The sequence below is a fragment of the Streptomyces sp. NPDC052020 genome (genome assembly GCF_040680575.1).
GTDB lineage: Bacteria > Actinomycetota > Actinomycetes > Streptomycetales > Streptomycetaceae > Streptomyces.
The window spans coordinates 40,091-55,444 of the sequence record NZ_JBFAWY010000021.1 but is presented as its reverse complement, the minus strand read 5'-3'; the positions used below and the strand labels follow the sequence as shown (position 1 = coordinate 55,444).

The following is a 15,354-nucleotide window of genomic DNA, read 5'->3' as shown; positions in this document are numbered from 1 at the left end:
GCAGCCTTGCTCACACGGTGTTCCGGCGGTGCTCCGGTGGTTCAGGTCTCGCTGTCCCACTCCGCGTAGTCCTCGCGGAAGGGGGTGAAGACATCGAGGGCGACCGACCGCTCGATGGCGTGCACCTGGTGCTCGACGCCGCCCCGCACCACGAAGCTGTCGCCGCCGACCGCCTCGAACTCCTCGTCCCCCGCACGGACCCGGATGTGCCCCGACACGAGGTAGGCGAGCTGTTCGTGCGGGTGGCTGTGGAGCGGGAACACGGATCCCTTCTCCATCACGTGTTCCACGAGCATGAGCTTGTCGTTGTGGGCGAGCACGCGCCGGGTCAGGTTCGGGAAGGCCTCCCTGCCCTTGACCTCCTCACCCTTGACCGTGACGACGTCCGGATACTGTTCCGTCTCTTCACCGGTGGTCATGGATGTCCTCTCGTGGTGGGGTGAGCACCCGGTCAGCCGCGTGCCTCGAAGAGCGGCAGCGGGGTGACGTCCGCGTTCAGCGAGCCGCTGTCCGCCGTCGTGGTCGGGAAGTGCGCCCGGTCGAAGACCTGGTGGAGCGAGGAGGTGCAGGACGGCGGGACCGCCACCGCCACTCCGCGCTCGTCCACTTCCGACTTGGCCGCGATGAAGCGGTAGCTCTCGCCGGGTTGCAGATTCACCACCGACCAGGGGTTGGACCGGGTTCCCTGGTGGGTGCGCCGGTGGTACACCTCCTGGGGCTGCGAGGAGTCGTTGCGCACCTGCACGTGGAGCGCCCGGACATCGCCGTACCAGTCGAAGGTGGCGGTGTCGAACTCGTGGGTCGTGGGCAGGTCGTCCACCGTGGCCGGCCGGCGCCCGCCCCCGGGTACGCGGCGGATGTTCGCGTCGGCGCCGCACTTGGCGCAGGTCCCCTCGGCCGTCACCGCGAGGATCTGCGCGTTGAGTCCGTAGCGGGTGATCTGGAGTTCCCCGCAGTTGTAGCAGCGGGTGTCGGTGGACTCGGTGTCGTACACGTTGCCGAGGTAGACGTGACGCAGCCCCATGTCGAGTCCGACCCGGCGGGCCGCTTCCAGCCTCTCGACCGGTGTCCGGATGGTGTTCGTCATCTTGTAGTCGGGGTGGAAGCGCACGAAGTGCGTGGGCACCTCGGGGCCGAGGCGGTCGAGGACGAACCTTCCGATGTCGTGGGCGGTCTGTTCGTTGTCGCTGAGGTCGGTGACCATCAGCGTGGAGACCTCCACGTGTTTGCCCGCGCGGTAGACCTGTTCGGTTCCGTCGAGTACGGGTTCCAGCCACCCCTTGGTGATCTTCCGGTAGTACTTGGGGTCGATCGACTTGATGGAGATGGAGAAGATGTCGATGACCGGGATCAGTTCCTCGATGGCCCGCTCGGAGATGAAGAAAGCGGACTTGTAGAGGTTGACGATGCCGGCTTCCTTCGCGAGGGCCGCCGTTTCCGTGACGAACTCGTGCCAGACCACCGGGTCGTTGTACGTCCAGGAGATGACGTCGATCTCGTGCCGCTTGGCGATGTCGATAACTTCCTGCGGCGTGTAGTAGAAGACATCCTTGTCTTCTACGTAGCGGGCCTGCGACGTCTTCCAGTTGTGGCAGTAGTCGCAGTTCAGCATGCACCCGATGTTGCCCATGGAGAGAATGCGCGCACCGGGCTCGTAGTGGAACACGGCCTCCGTCTCGATCGTCTCCTCCGTGGCGTGCACGGAGCGACCGTAGTTGAGGCTGACCAGGCGGCCGTCACGGTTGGCCCGCACCATGCAGAACCCGTGCTGACCGGGCCTGATGCGGCAGTTCCGGGGGCTGAGGTGGCACCGCACGACGTTGTCGGGGAGGCGCTCCTCCAGGCGGGCGGGGTAGCCGTTCTCCTGCCACTTCTTGTCCACCATCTGCTTCTACCTTCCGTTCGTCCGAGTGCTGGGCAGGTTCCGCACGGCGGGGTGATCGGTGCCGGTGGGCGAGGTCCGGGAGGCCCCGCCGGGACTGCCGAGACCGGCGAAGAATTCACGGTTGATGTCCGCGTATCCTGACCACTCGCCCGGGAGTTCATCGACCGGATAGATCGCTTCCACCGGGCAGGCCGGCTCACAGGCATGGCAGTCGATACATTCGTCGGGATGAATGTAGAGCGTGCGCTCACCTTCATAGATGCAGTCCACCGGACATACATCGAGACAGGCTTTGTCCTTGACGTCCACGCATGGTTCTGCGATCACGTACGTCAATCCGGGCTCCCTGTTCGGTCGGGGCGAATTATTGGACTGACGCTAACAGCGGAAGGGTTTCGCGAACAACAGCGGGAATCGCATCAAAATGAACCGGACAGCTCCGCTCTGTCACGTTCGGAAAAGCTCTCGTATCGTCTGCGGCAATCAGCTTCGCCGAGGTCGTTCCATGAATGGGGTGAGGGCTCTTGCGTTCTTTCGATCGAGCTGATTCGGCCGGACGGTTGCGTATCGCGGTGCTTCTGCACGCGCCTTGGGAGAAGCCCGGCTCGTTCGGTGAGCTCCTGAGGGAGCGGGGAGCGTCCGTGGTGCCGTTCCGCCTGGACACCGGCGCTCGGCTGCCCGATCCGGAGGACATCGACGCCGTCCTGGCCATGGGCGGCCCGATGAGCGTCAATGACCCGCTGCCGTGGATCCGTCGCGAGAAGGAGTTCATCCGGCGGGCCGTCGACCGCGGGATTCCGTTCTTCGGTGTCTGTCTGGGCGCCCAGCTGCTCGCGTCCGCTTTCGGGGCGTCGGTGCGGCCTGCCCAGGCCCACTACGGAATGCATACGGCGCACCTGGCTCAGGGCGCTTTCGACGACCCGGTGTTCGGCGGTCTGCCGCGCAGTCTGCGGGTCTTCCAATGGCACGGCGAGAACTTCGGCCTCCCCGCCGGGGCGACCCGGCTGGCGGACTCACCCGGGTGCCCCAACGAGGCGATACGGATCGGGGCCACGGCCTACGCCGTGCAGTTCCACCTGGAACTCGATCTGCGGCTGCTCGCCGAATGGCTGGACACGCCCGCGTGTGCGAGTGAGCTGACCCGGAGCTTCGGCCCCGACGGCGTGGACCGCGTCACCGCACAGCTGATGACGGAGGCGGTGCGCCTGGAGCGTTACGCGCGGCGGGTCTTCGGCGGGTGGGTCGATCTCGTCGCGCGCCGGGCGCCTGTCACGTCCCCGTGACGGTCATCCCAGCTCGCTTTTCCGCTGGCTGAGCCTGACGGAGAACTCGCGCAGATCCTCCGCGCACTTGAAGGCGAGGGTCGTGAGCCGGTCCAGGCAGTGCTCGGGCAGGACCTCGGCGATGCGGTGCAGTTGGCCGGCGGCGGCGACATGCGCGTCCAGAACCCGCAGCAGGACCCGGCCCGCCTCGCTGTACCGCAAGGACGGGTCGGTCCGCAGCCGTTGCAGATCCTGGAGCCAGTCCTGACCCGGCCTGTCGTGATCACGCCGGGCGAGCCCGCTCGGGGAGGTGTCGGAGTTCGTCCGCCGGCGCGGCTCCGCCTCCTCGATCCGCTTGGTGAGCTGCCTGTTCTGGGCTTGCAGGGCGACCGTCGCGTCCCACTGACGCGGGCGTTCCGTGGCACGTCCGCCGGGTTTCACCTGCTCACGCGGGCGTACCGCGCGGGCCCGGCCGTCCAGTCCCACCCGGGAGGGCAACTGGGGAATTTCCCCAGTTGCCCTTCTGAGAGCTCCCACGGTCTTGTGCGACAGACCGGCCTTGGCGGCGACGGCCCGGTCCGACCAGTGGGGGTTGGCGGTGATGATGCGGCGTGCGGCCGCCTTGCGGTCCGCCAGGGTCAGGGGCAGCCCGTGCTTCGTGTTCATCTCGACCGCGAGGACGAAGATCTGCTCCTCGTCACCGTCGACGAACCGTGCCTTGATGGTCTCCTCGCCCCTGATCTGCGCCGCCTCGAACCGGTGCATTCCGTCGATCACGCGCATGCTGGGGCGATGCACGAGTATGGGGGGCAGGTCGGCTCCGACTCTGGCGAGCATCTGCGCGTGCTCCATACTGCTGCCGGCGCTGCGCGGCGAGTCACCGGGCCGGAGCAGCCTGACCGGGACGTCGATCACGTCGTCCTCGTGATCGTGTGCGCCGAGGCATATGTTCCCCGACGTGTACGGACAGTCGTCGTACTCTTCCATACGCACCTCATCACGGTGGACCGGAAATGACCCGAATGCGGTACACGAAAAGAACCGAAGCAATTAGGAGAACAAGAGACGGCCGGCCAGGAAGAGAATGACTCCGTTTCCGACGACGGCCGTGATGATGCGGCCTTTTTCCGTGTTGAGTACTCGACCGATCAGCGCTCCGCCGATCGCGAGCACCGCTTGCCAACTGGCAGAGGCGATGAAGGCGGCGATAACGAACACCACACTGTCGGAAGCGGTCCAGGAGTCATTGCGCAGCCCGAGGACAAGCGCGGAGAAATAGATGACAGTCAGGGGATTGAGAATAGTAAGACCGAGAAGCTGCCAATACGCCCGAAACGGACTCCTTCCGTCGATCGAACGCACTGCCTCCGTACTCTTGGAGTGACGGAGCGCAGCCAGTATCCCTTTAGCCGCGATGACGACCAGAACAACGGCAGCCGCCCATCTCATGGGGTCGGCGACAGGCCGGATGACACCGGCGAGAACCGTCCCCGTAGTGGCTGCCAGCAGAGCATAAAGCCCGTCGGCGGTGGCCGTACCCATCGCGCCGGAAAAACCTGTGCGTAACGACGTCTGGGCCGAGAGGGTAATGATCAGTACGGTGATGGCACCGACCGGCATTGCAATACCATATCCGGCCAGCAGTCCGGCCACCATTACATCACCCACAACAGACCCCCCGTACACATCCTCGGCGACCATGGGCACGGTACAGCAGCCCCGCCTCGACCAGCAAGATGAAATAAACTCTTTACACAACATCTATTGCCAGCGGACCTTTCGAGCCACTCGACATCGGACCGTAGGACGTCAAGCGGACGGCAAGCCGTCAATTCGGGTGAGGGCGTACGATGTCCTCGCCCGGCCGGCAGTCCGCTCGTCGACGTATGCGGGGACGCATGCGGACCACTCCCACCCGGCAATCAAGATCCGCATCGATGAATTTGATCAAATGACCGAGGAGTGACACCGGCTCGCGAGCATGTCACGCGCTTCGCCGTCGGCCCGGCCCGCGTCCGCCCCCGCCGCAGCGTTTCCTCCGTTACCGAGAGCGGTGCGCGGCCGTACCGCATGTCCTTATCTCCGTCGCGGCGGAGACCTCGGCAGGGCCCGGCCGGGCTTGATCACGGGCCCGCCACACGACCGTCCGGCCGCCGGTGCCTCCCCGGGGCTGCGCGATCGCCCCGGCGGCGCCGCACCGCGCCGCGCCACACCGCGGCAGCGTCGGAAGCGGCCGGTGCCAGCCCTCGCGGCCCCTTCCCCGCCGATCGCCTCGCGACGGACCACGGACGCCGCATCGGCATGGTTCATGGTTCACCGTCGAACAACACTGCCGCGCGAACACCATGCGGAGTGGTCCCTGGAACCACCATCTCGCACAAACTGCATTAAATACTCATATAGGGCTACTTGCGACTAAGTGGACGCGTGGACCGCTCGTTCGCCCGGTCTGTCAGGGCCGCGCGCATCGGCCGGGACACGTGACCGGTCCACAGGACATCCGAAGCAAGGGAGAAGCCGCCGATGAGTGAGTCCATACGAACCGGGACCGGGGGGAGCGGGGGGACCGGGGAAAAGGTCAAGGCAGAGGCCTCCGCGACGGCCGGCCAGGCCAAACAGGCAGCGTCCCAGCTGACGGACACCGCGGGGGAACAGGCCCGCGCCGTGGTCGGTGAGGCGCGGCAGCAGGCCGGTACGGCCATCGGCGACCTGCGAAGCCGCGCGATGGACGAGGCCGAGGAGCAGACCAAGCGCGCGGCCGGCACGCTGCGCCAGTGGGCGAACGACCTCTCCGATCTGGCCAGGCGCGCCGAGAGTGACTCGCCGGCCCGCAGCCTGGTGTCCCAGGCGGCCGACAAGGGGCATTGGGCGGCCGACTACCTGGACGGGCAGGGAGTCGAAGGCATGGTCTCCGACCTTCGGGGCTTCGCCCGCCGCCGCCCCGGAGCCTTCCTGGGCGGCGCGCTGGTGGCCGGGCTGGTCGTCGGACGCCTGGCGAAAGCGGCGGGGACCGCTTCCCGGCCCGACGGGGCCGGGCAGGGACCCTCCGCCGCGACGGCGGGCCGTGGCCCCGTCGAGACACCGGCCTCCTCGGCGCTCCCCGCGGGTCCGCCGCCGACGGCTCCGCCGCAGGCACCGGCCATGCCGACGGGCGTGCGGCCGACCGGCGGCACGGCGGGCCGTCCGTACCCGGAGGTCTGAGGTGTCCTCGATCCCACCCACGCCCGGGGCGGCCGAGCCGCACGGCCAGGACAAGAGCATGGGCCAGCTGCTGTCCGTCGTCACCTCGGACCTTCAGACCCTCTTCCGGCAGGAGGTCGAGCTGGCCAAGGCCGAGATCAGGGAGGAAGCGGCGAGGGCGGGCAAGGCCGCCGGGATGTACGGCGGTGCCGGCTTCGCCGGTTCCATGGTCCTGCTGTTCCTCTCACTGGCCGCCGTTCTCGGTCTGGCCAACGTGATGGACGGGGGCTGGGCCGCCCTGATCGTCACCGCGGTGTGGGGCGTCATCGCGGCCGTCCTCTACCAGAAGGGCCGCGCACGGATGCACACGGTGTCCCCGAAGCCCGAGCAAACCGTCGAGACCTTGAAGGAGAACGCGGAATGGGCACGTCACCCGACCAAGTGAGGGCCGAGATCGAGGCCACCCGCGGCCAGTTGTCCGCGGACGTCGACCAGCTCGCCGACCGGACCAGCCCCCGGCGAGTCGCCCGCCGCCGGGCACAGCGGATGCGTGGCGCGGTGTCGGGCGTCCGCGACCGGGTCATGGGTACCGCGTCGCACGCCGCGCACGGAGTGACCGCCACGGCGCAGTCTGCGGCCGGTTCACTGCAAGAAGGCACCGGGCAGGTGACCGGCGCGGCACGCGGGGCGGCCGGCCAGGCGGCCGACACGGCGCGTGGGGCGGCCGGCCAGGCGGGCGAGGCCATCCAGCAGGCGCCCGCGCAGGCCCGCCGGCAGACGCAGGGCAGCCCGCTGGCCGCGGGTCTGGTCGCCTTCGGCGTCGGCCTGCTGGCCTCCTCGCTGCTGCCCGCGACCCGGATGGAGCAGCAGAAGGCGGCCGAGCTGATGGAGCAGAGCGGCGAAGCGCTCGAGCCGGTGAAGCAGGCCGCCGCGGAGTCCGCGCAGCACCTGAAGGAAGGCGCCAGGGAGGTGACGCAGAGCGCGGCCGCGGAGGTGAAGGACACCGCGGCGCAGGCCGCGCGCACCACCCAGGACGAGGCACGCGACCAGACCGGCCGGGTCACCGATCAGGCACGCGGCTCCGGCCGCACGCTGGCGGACGAGACCAGGCAGCGTCCGGGGCCCCCCTCCTCCGCCTGAGGCCCGCCTCCGGGGCACCGTGCCGGTGCCCCGGAGGCGGGAGCATGCCCCTGATCCGACGGGCACCAGAGGTGGCCGGCCGCGCGGTACGACGTGTCGGCCGCCGGCCGGCCAAGGCCCGCGAGCCCGGGATCGCCGCCCTCCGGCGGCCCCGGACACCGCGCGCCGACCACGGGCCGCGCCGCGCCTTGCTGGACCCGGTGCGCGAACCGTTCGGCTTCCGGTGCCCGGTCGACCATGGCGCAGGGTGAGCAACCGGCACCGCCGGCCCTCACCGGGCCGGGCGGATCGCTTGCCGCGGCGTCACGCTGCGGCGCTTCAGCCGGTAGGTCAGCCGGTCGGCGCGGAAGGGGCGGCCGGCAAACCGAGAACATGTTTCGAAAATAGGAATTTTCTGTCAATACACGGGCACATCGGACAGTGTTCATGTCAGGAGAGCGCCAGACCACGAAGGAGATGGCCATGCGCAAAACCGCAGCCACCACGCTCATCGCCCTGCTTCTCGCCGTAGCTCCGGCGGGCACGGCCTTCAGTCAGCCCGCCGAGCGGGCCAACCCCACGGTCTCCACGGCGACCGTCCAAGCTCAGGACCAGGACGACAAGGATGACGGCGGCGGCGAGGGCTTGTGGGGCCTCTTCGGTCTCCTCGGCCTGGCCGGGCTCATCCCCTGGCGGAAGAACCGCGGGCGTCAGCCTCGGGACACCCACACGACCGGACGCGGCACCGGCATGTGAGCGCCTCCGGGCATCCGCGCTCGGCGTCACGCCGGCCGGCCACCCCGGCCGGCGTGACGGACCGGAGGAACGAGTCGCGGCGCAGCCGGCGCGCCGTGGACATGTCCGGCCGGGCGTCAGCGGCCGGGGCGGGCCCGGCGACGGCGTTCGTGCCGGAACGGGCCTTGACACGTGCGACCGGCGACGTCTGCCTCACCATGACGGGAAGCCCACGCCGAACGTCCGGCCCGGCCGCCGCCCCGCACCGGACGTGCACACACGCCGGCCGCACCGGGGCCGGCTCACGCGGGGTCCGTGGGGGCGGGCACCGACGCCTTCGCGGGCGCACGTTCCGCCCGCCGCAACAGTCCGGCCGCCACCAGTCCCCCGGCCAGCACGGCCACCGCGCCCACGAGCTGTCCGGCCTCCAGGGCCGCTCCGAACGCCCGCGTCACCGTGTGTCGTTCGGCGGCGGAGTCCGCGGCGGCCAGCGCGGCGGGCAGAGAGGCCGCGGTCACCGGCACCAGCGCGGAGAAGCGGGCACTGAGGACGGCTCCGAGGACGGCGACGCCGAGACCGCTGCCGAATTCGGTCACCGTGCCCTCGATGCCCGCACCGGCGCCCGCCTTGTCGCGCGGCAGGGCGCCGAGGACGGCGACGGCCATCGCCGGGTTGGCGAACGCGCAGCCCACACCCATGAGGACGAGTCCGGTGAGCAGCCCCCGTAGCCGTCCACGACCCGCCCGGCGAGCGCGACCGCGGCGAGACCGCAGGCCAGTAGGGTCATGCCGACGGCCACCGCGCCCGGGATGCCGAGGCGCTTGCTCAACCGGGCGGACAGGCCGGTGAAGTTGAGCACGACGACGGTCAGCGCGAACGGCGCGGTGCGCAGGCCCGCCTCCAACGGCCCGTAACCCAGGACGAACTGGAGCTGCTGCGTCAGCAGGTACAGGGCACCGCCGCTGCCGAAGGTGATCAGTACCGCCCCGAACACGGCCCCGGTGAAGGTCCGGTCGCGGAAGAAGCTCATGTCCAGCATGGGGTTGGCCACCCGGCGCTCCCAGACGACGAACGCCGTCAGGGCGCAGACGCCGAGCCCGGCGCCCGTGAGGACGTACGGCGACGTCCAGCCGTGGTCGGGGCCGGAGACGACGGCGTAGACGAGCGTGGTCATCGCGACCGTGGACAGGAGGGCGCCGAGAAGATCGGGGCGGTCGCTCTGCTCGGCCTTGCTCTCGGGTACGAGGACGGCGACGGCGCACAGGCCGAGCACGACCACGGGTATGTTGACGAGGAAGAGGGAGCCCCACCAGAAGTATTCGAGGAGGGCGCCGCCGACGAGCGGCCCGGCCGCGAACCCGAGGGCGTTGACCGCGGCCCAGATGCCGATGGCCCGGACGCGCTCCGCCTCGTCGAAGACCTGGACGGCGACGGCGAGCGTGGTGGTCAGCAGCAGTGCACCGCCCACGCCCATGCCGGCGCGAGCGGCGATCAGCTGACCGGTGCTGTGCGCGAACGCGGCCGCGAGCGAGCCGGCGCCGAAGAGGGCGAGGCCGGTCAGGAGCAGGCGCCTGCGGCCGTAGCGGTCGGCGGCCGCGCCGGCCGCCAGCAACAGCCCCGCCTGCACCAGGACGTAGGCGTTGATGATCCACTGCACGTCGGCGGTTCCGGCGCCGAGGTCGGCGGTGAGCGTGGGAACGGCGACGTTGAGAATCGTGTTGTCGAGGATGACGACGAGCTGGGCCAGGCAGATCACGCCGAGGATCAGCCAGCGCCGTGGGTCCCGGGGCAGGGGGGACGCGTGGCTGGACAGGTGCTCGGCGGCGGGCGTCGCCGTCATGCGGACTCCTGAGACTCCTGGGTGAGACAGGGGATACGACGGGAACCGGGAGCCACCCGCCACTTAGGAGAGCCTAACCTAAGGATGACGTCGGCCGCGCTGCCGGCCTCCAGCGGCCGGGCCGGCTTCCCCGGCTGGTCGCCGACGATGACGGACTCGGTGACGTAACCTCCTTGGGGAGCATCGCGATCGCGCGGAAGCCGACCGTGTCCCGCACGGGCCCCGGCGGAAGAGACCGCCCCCGGCTTGGCCCAGGGCGGTCATGGCTGCGCGCCCTCGGCGGCCCACCGGTTGATCAGGCGTGCCGCCGCCGCCGGATCGTCGGCGGCGGCGTAGACCTTCCTGGCGAGCACGGAACGTCCCTTGCGAAAGGAGACCCGCACCGGCTCCTTCAGCTCGATGACCAGTTGCGTCGAGCTTCCGACGGAGCAGGCCACCTCCTCGTCGGAGTCCAGGGCGCGGCGCAGGCCGTACCAGGGCACGGAACGGTGTGCGACGCTGACGCTCGCGAGCGCCGTTCTCGGAAGGGTCAGCGCGCGGAAGGGCCCGGTACGCAGGCGTAATGACGTGTCGTCGAGAAGGTGGGGCGCGCGGATCGTCATCGCGCAGAATCCCAGGGTGAGGGTGACGGAGAAGACGACCCACAGGAGATGGACCGCCCGCCCGGCCGGCGGGAGTTTCCCGTCGATGAGCAGCGCGACGACGACGTCCGACGCGGTGAAGATCAGGACGACCGTCCGCAGACTCGCCGAATGGGGCACCGCCCGCTCGGTCTCGGGCAGCCGCAGCGGCCGGCGAGCGACCCAGTCCCACAGGTCGCGCAGCATCCGGCCCGTCCATTGCGCCCCCGACCGGCGGGGCGCCGCTCCGGTTCCGACGGGGCCGGAGGCCGTGTGGTCACGCATCGCGCAGTTTCCTTCCCGGCCAGAATCCGGATGCCACGCGGGGCCCGGCGAGCACGGCGGCCGGGGCCGCCGGCCCGGGGCTCTGGCCTTCCCATGTTTCCTTGGCTCGACTTTCCGTGGCCGTCCGCTGGCGCCGGCCGCGGCCGGTGGCAGGCGGGCGGAACGCCGTTGCACGGCGAAGAGGAGGGCAGCGAACCGGTCATGCCCCTGCCGCACGGCAGGCGGGGCGGGCAGGGCACGGCGGATCGTCCCGTCCGGTCCCCGTCGCGCCGGTCCGTCGGCACCGGGCGGGTCCATCGGCCCACCCGGCGGTGGGATCTGCCCGCCTCAGTCTCCGCGCGTTCCGGCTGCACGGTGGTGGCGCGGCGCCGGGAACCACCCGGCCGGACACGGATCGGCCTCGGCCGATTCCGGTGCGGCTGCCATCGCGTACCTCCCCTGACCACTCACCTGGGCCTGTCTCCCTGCGGCGCGCAGCGGGACGGTGCCCCAAGGGCGGGTTCGCGGGCGGTCGCCCTCTTGTACACTGCGCCACCCTCACGGCCGGAGAGCGGTCCGGCACGGCGCTCACGCCGTCACCTCATGTGCATGAAGCCGGACCCGCGTGTTCCCACAGCGGTTCGACATGATCCTCCGCCACCCTAATCGAGGGGCCGACGTGCTTCAACTGGGTGTTCTCGACCGCCTGTTGATCGGACATCACCACGGTGGAGACCGCAGTGCGCGGCAGAGCGGGCGAGGGCCTCCTCCACACCGTCCACCGGCTGGAACTCGTCCCGGAGAAGGGCCTCCTGCCCGCAGAGAAGCTCGCCGGGCTGCTGCGGCCCGAGGTCCTCGCGGGCAGCGGCGCCCCCCTGGCCTGGCCCGCGGACGCGCACCGGGACCGGCGGAAAGGCACAATGACGATCATGCAAGCGTCCCCTTCGTCACAGTATTTCCAGCCGGTCCTGGAGCGCATCGCCGAGGAGATCGAGCGCACCCCCGGCCGCGGCCGGCCCGCCGACTACATACCGGCGCTCGCCGCCCGCGACCCGCGCCGCTTCGGCATGGCCGTCGCCGAGCCGGACGGCACGGTGTACGGCGTGGGGGACTGGCGGGAGCCCTTCTCGGCCCAGTCCATCACCAAGGTCTTCACCCTCGCCCTCGACCTGGCCCGCGAGGGCGACCAGCTCTGGGAGCACGTGGGCCGCGAGCCCTCCGGCAACCCCTTCAACTCCCTGGTCCAGCTCGAGTACGAGAACGGCATCCCGCGCAACCCGTTCATCAACGCGGGCGCCCTCGTCGTCACCGACCGCCTCCACACCCGCACCGGCGACGCCGCCGGCGAGCTGCTCGCCTTCCTGCGCGCCGAGAGCGGCAACCCGGACCTCGCCTTCGACGAGGAGGTCGCCGCCTCGGAGTCCGCCCACGGCGACCGCAACGCGGCCCTGGCCCACTTCATGGCGTCCTACGGCAACGTCGACAACCCGGTGCCGGTCCTGCTGGAGCAGTACTTCCGCCAGTGCTCCATCGCGGCGTCCTGCGCCGACCTCGCCCTGGCCACCACCTTTCTCGCCCGGCACGGTGTCCGCGCCGACGGCTCCCGGCTGCTCAGCCGCAGCCAGGCCAAGCAGGTGAACGCGGTGATGCTGACCTGCGGGACGTACGACGCGGCCGGTGACTTCGCCTACCGGGTGGGCCTGCCCGGCAAGAGCGGCGTCGGCGGCGGCATCATCGCCGTCGTCCCCGGCCGCTGCACACTGTGCGTGTGGAGCCCCGGCCTGGACGAGCGGGGCAACTCGGTGGCCGGCGTGGCCGCCCTGGACCGCTTCACCACCCTGACCGGCCTGTCGGTCTTCTGACGGACGCGCCGCCGGGCGTACGCCGCCGCGCTGGTCACTCCCACTCGATCCGGCTGTCCGCGAGCCGCGGCAGTACCACCACCGCGCCCGCGCCGAGGCCGGCCGCGCCCGCGACCAGGCCTGTCTCCGGCCGGCCCGGCCCGTCCCGCTCCGGTCGTGCCGCGCGGACGGGGACCGGCCCGGAAGCCGCTCCGCCCGCCGGCGGCCGGGTCCGCAGGGCGTCCAGCGACCTGCCGGTTCGACCCGCCCCACCCCCCTGAAGCCCCAGTCGAGCAGCGCGCGGGCCTCCTGGTACACGGCAGGGGCGCCGCCGGTGCGAGGGTTCATCACGCTCATCACCGGGGGTGCGCGCCTGGCGGCGGGGGCGGGCGGCGGGCGGCGGGCGGCGGGCACCGCACGGCTGGACGAGCGGCGAAAAGGTACACACGAAAGCAAGCGCATTCTCTCCTTGCGCAGAACCTTGTCAGTGCTCCAGTGGCCCCCTATTCTCGCGGGGCGGAAAGCGCTTTCCCGGCCGTCCTGGTTCCATGAGGCCGCTCCGGTGGAGGCGACCGTCGCGGCACCCGCCGCGACTCCTGCGCGTGAGCCGCTACAGATCCGGCGCGGGCTCTTTCCCCTGGATGTCGACGCACCAAGGGAACGAATGATGTACGCCACGACGACGCATCGAGTCGGCCACCGCGGCACCGGCGGTGACGACGCGCCCTTACGGACGTAACGCCGGCAAGTGCGGTAACAGGTGGCTGGTGACTGCCGCGCCGTCGGCGCCGGCGGTCACCACGCGGGTGGTGGCGTCACGGCGACCGGCCGCGGCGCACCCACCGATCCGGTCCGCACCGGGCAGGGCACGCCCGCGGACCGGCCGGCACCCTCGGCGGCCCGGCGGAACGACCACGGCAGGCAGCAACGGCAACGCCCAGCATTCAACGACGAAAGGGCAGCGAGGATGAGACGACCTGTCGCCTTGCGACTTCACGCGGCACTGGCCACGGTGGCTCTCGCGGCCGCCACCGGCGCCTTCTTGGCGATGCCCGAGGCATCGGCAGCGACCGGCGGCGCCACCGGCTACGCCACCCAGAACGGCGGGACCACCGGCGGCGCGGGCGGGCAGACGGTACGGGCCACCACCGGAACCGCGATCCACGCCGCCCTGTGCGGCAGGGCCAGCAGCAGCACCCCGATCACCATCGAGGTCGAGGGGACCATCAACCACGGCAACACCAGCAAGGTGTCGGGCGGAAGTTGCAGCACCGCCGACGGCGTGATCGAGCTGAAGCAGATCAGCAACGTCACGATCGTCGGGGTCGGCAGCGGGGCCGTCTTCGACCAGCTCGGCATCCACATCCGCGACGCCCGCAACATCATCATCCAGAACGTGACCGTCCGGAACGTGAAGAAGTCGGGCTCTCCCACCTCCAACGGCGGTGACGCCATCGGCATGGAGAGCAACGTCCGCAACGTCTGGGTCGATCACGTCACCCTCGAGGCGTCGGGCGGGGAGTCCGAAGGGTTCGACGGCCTCTTCGACATGAAGGACAACACCCAGTACGTGACGCTGTCCTACAGCGTCCTGCGCAACTCCGGGCGTGGCGGCCTCATCGGCTCCAGCGAGTCCGACACCTCGAACGGGTACGTCACGTTCCACCACAACCTGTACGAGAACATCGACTCGCGCGCGCCACTCCTGCGCGGCGGGATCGCCCACATGTACAACAACCACTACGTGAGCCTCAACGAGTCCGGCATCAACTCCCGGGCCGGCGCCCGCGCCAAGGTGGACAACAACTACTTCGAGGACTCCAAGGACGTCCTGGGCACCTTCTACACCGACGCGGCCGGTTACTGGCAGGTCAGCGGCAACATCTTCGACAACGTGACCTGGTCCAGCCCCGGCAGTGAGAACAACCCGGCCGGGCCCGACCCGAAGTCCAACACCACCGTCAGCATCCCGTACTCCTTCAGCCCCGACGGCGCCGCCTGCGTGCCCGACATCGTGCGCCAGACGGCCGGCGCCAACAAGGGTCTGCGGGTGTCGGACGGCAACTGCTCACCGCAGACGCCGTCGCCGACGCCGACCCCGTCCCAGACTCAGACGCCGGCCCCCACGCCGACGCCGACACCGACCGCGAGCAACCCCACGCCGGGGCCGTCCCAGCCCAGCGGGACCAACCTCAGCATCGGGGCCGGCTCCGACGGCTCCAGCAAGGCCGACGGAACCAGCTACGGCAACGTGCGCGACGGCAACATGAGCACCTACTGGTCGCCGGCCGGCTCCACCGGCTCGATCTCCATCAAGTGGGGCACCGCCACCACGGTGTCCAAGATCAACATCCGGGAGGCGTCGGGATCGGCCGGAGCCATCAGGTCCTGGCGGGTCCTCAACGGCGACACCGGCGCCGTCCTGACCTCCGGCAGCGGAGCGGGCGTCATCACCGTCCCCCGCACCTCGCTGCAGAAGATCACCTTCGAGATCACCGGTTCGTCCGGAGCGCCGCGGGTCGCCGAGTTCGAGACCTACGCCGGATAGCGTCGGCCACCGGCGGAGCCACGAGGCACCGGCGGACCCGGCCGACGGGCGGTGGCGCGG

At 70.4% G+C, this 15,354-nt stretch carries 13 protein-coding genes and 1 pseudogene; 7 read left to right on the top strand and 7 right to left on the bottom strand.

The window, feature by feature from the left end:
- Positions 1–41 precede the first annotated feature (41 nt).
- Genes AB0L74_RS21810 through fdxA form a run of 3 tightly spaced genes read right to left on the bottom strand, consistent with a single transcriptional unit; the run spans position 42 to position 2,221 of the window.
- Positions 42–419: a cupin domain-containing protein gene (locus AB0L74_RS21810; protein WP_365654692.1), complete on the bottom strand. Its 378-nt coding sequence runs from the start codon at positions 417–419 to the stop codon at positions 42–44.
- Between the two features lie 32 nt (positions 420–451).
- Positions 452–1,885, bottom strand: coding sequence for an AmmeMemoRadiSam system radical SAM enzyme (gene amrS / locus AB0L74_RS21805; protein WP_365654689.1), 1,434 nt, complete (start codon positions 1,883–1,885; stop codon positions 452–454).
- A 6-nt stretch (positions 1,886–1,891) separates the two neighbouring features.
- A complete protein-coding gene (gene fdxA / locus AB0L74_RS21800; RefSeq protein WP_365654685.1) occupies positions 1,892–2,221 on the bottom strand; it encodes a ferredoxin in 330 nt (109 codons plus the stop codon).
- A 236-nt stretch (positions 2,222–2,457) separates the two neighbouring features.
- Here fdxA and AB0L74_RS21795 point away from each other — a divergent pair, with 236 nt between their 5' ends.
- A complete protein-coding gene (locus tag AB0L74_RS21795; protein ID WP_365654682.1) occupies positions 2,458–3,168 on the top strand; it encodes a type 1 glutamine amidotransferase in 711 nt (236 codons plus the stop codon).
- A gap of 3 nt (positions 3,169–3,171) precedes the next feature.
- Here the strand turns inward: AB0L74_RS21795 and AB0L74_RS21790 are convergent, their stop codons facing one another.
- Entirely contained in the window at positions 3,172–4,134 is a 963-nt protein-coding gene (locus tag AB0L74_RS21790; RefSeq protein ID WP_365654679.1) for a ParB N-terminal domain-containing protein, read from the bottom strand.
- Positions 4,135–4,197: 63 nt separating this feature from the next.
- Positions 4,198–4,848 carry a LysE family transporter gene (locus AB0L74_RS21785; protein ID WP_365654677.1) on the bottom strand — a complete coding sequence of 217 codons (651 nt, stop codon included), beginning with the start codon at positions 4,846–4,848 and terminating at the stop codon, positions 4,198–4,200.
- A gap of 822 nt (positions 4,849–5,670) precedes the next feature.
- Here AB0L74_RS21785 and AB0L74_RS21780 point away from each other — a divergent pair.
- The 4 genes from AB0L74_RS21780 to AB0L74_RS21765 all read left to right on the top strand — a co-directional run bounded on the left by AB0L74_RS21780 (position 5,671) and on the right by AB0L74_RS21765 (position 8,202).
- On the top strand, positions 5,671–6,348 hold the full coding sequence (locus tag AB0L74_RS21780) for a hypothetical protein (protein ID WP_365654676.1): 678 nt from the start codon (positions 5,671–5,673) through the stop codon (positions 6,346–6,348).
- A 1-nt stretch (position 6,349) separates the two neighbouring features.
- The gene (locus AB0L74_RS21775; RefSeq protein WP_365654673.1) at positions 6,350–6,772 is read left to right on the top strand and encodes a phage holin family protein; all 423 of its coding nucleotides are present in this window, start codon (positions 6,350–6,352) and stop codon (positions 6,770–6,772) included.
- On the top strand, positions 6,748–7,467 hold the full coding sequence (locus AB0L74_RS21770) for a DUF3618 domain-containing protein (protein ID WP_365654670.1): 720 nt from the start codon (positions 6,748–6,750) through the stop codon (positions 7,465–7,467). The genes AB0L74_RS21775 and AB0L74_RS21770 overlap by 25 nt, the downstream gene beginning before the upstream one ends.
- A 462-nt stretch (positions 7,468–7,929) precedes the next feature.
- On the top strand, positions 7,930–8,202 hold the full coding sequence (locus AB0L74_RS21765) for a WGxxGxxG family protein (protein WP_365654668.1): 273 nt from the start codon (positions 7,930–7,932) through the stop codon (positions 8,200–8,202).
- Between the two features lie 281 nt (positions 8,203–8,483).
- On the opposite strand, the pseudogene AB0L74_RS21760 reads toward AB0L74_RS21765, so the two are convergent.
- Both AB0L74_RS21760 and AB0L74_RS21755 read right to left on the bottom strand, forming a co-directional pair.
- Positions 8,484–10,021, bottom strand: a pseudogene (locus AB0L74_RS21760) (MFS transporter).
- Positions 10,022–10,281: 260 nt separating this feature from the next.
- Positions 10,282–10,926, bottom strand: coding sequence for a hypothetical protein (locus tag AB0L74_RS21755; RefSeq protein WP_365654666.1), 645 nt, complete (start codon positions 10,924–10,926; stop codon positions 10,282–10,284).
- Positions 10,927–11,825: 899 nt separating this feature from the next.
- Between AB0L74_RS21755 and AB0L74_RS21750 the strand changes: the two genes are divergently transcribed.
- Positions 11,826–12,767 (top strand): glutaminase, encoded by a 942-nt coding sequence (locus AB0L74_RS21750; protein ID WP_365654822.1) that lies wholly within the window; start codon positions 11,826–11,828, stop codon positions 12,765–12,767.
- Positions 12,768–13,713: 946 nt separating this feature from the next.
- Positions 13,714–15,294 (top strand): pectate lyase, encoded by a 1,581-nt coding sequence (locus AB0L74_RS21745; protein ID WP_365654664.1) that lies wholly within the window; start codon positions 13,714–13,716, stop codon positions 15,292–15,294.
- Positions 15,295–15,354: the final 60 nt, after the last annotated feature.

Excerpts from the sequence above, each read along its gene's own strand:
- AB0L74_RS21810 (WP_365654692.1), bottom strand. The coding sequence starts at position 419 with ATGACCACCGGTGAAGAGACGGAACAGTATCCGGACGTCGTCACGGTC.
- AB0L74_RS21785 (WP_365654677.1), bottom strand. The coding sequence starts at position 4,848 with ATGGTCGCCGAGGATGTGTACGGGGGGTCTGTTGTGGGTGATGTAATG.
- AB0L74_RS21745 (WP_365654664.1), top strand. The coding sequence starts at position 13,714 with ATGAGACGACCTGTCGCCTTGCGACTTCACGCGGCACTGGCCACGGTG.
- AB0L74_RS21750 (WP_365654822.1), top strand. The coding sequence starts at position 11,826 with ATGACGATCATGCAAGCGTCCCCTTCGTCACAGTATTTCCAGCCGGTC.
- AB0L74_RS21765 (WP_365654668.1), top strand. The coding sequence starts at position 7,930 with ATGCGCAAAACCGCAGCCACCACGCTCATCGCCCTGCTTCTCGCCGTA.
- AB0L74_RS21790 (WP_365654679.1), bottom strand. The coding sequence starts at position 4,134 with ATGGAAGAGTACGACGACTGTCCGTACACGTCGGGGAACATATGCCTC.
- AB0L74_RS21770 (WP_365654670.1), top strand. The coding sequence starts at position 6,748 with ATGGGCACGTCACCCGACCAAGTGAGGGCCGAGATCGAGGCCACCCGC.
- amrS (WP_365654689.1), bottom strand. The coding sequence starts at position 1,885 with ATGGTGGACAAGAAGTGGCAGGAGAACGGCTACCCCGCCCGCCTGGAG.
- AB0L74_RS21780 (WP_365654676.1), top strand. The coding sequence starts at position 5,671 with ATGAGTGAGTCCATACGAACCGGGACCGGGGGGAGCGGGGGGACCGGG.
- AB0L74_RS21755 (WP_365654666.1), bottom strand. The coding sequence starts at position 10,926 with ATGCGTGACCACACGGCCTCCGGCCCCGTCGGAACCGGAGCGGCGCCC.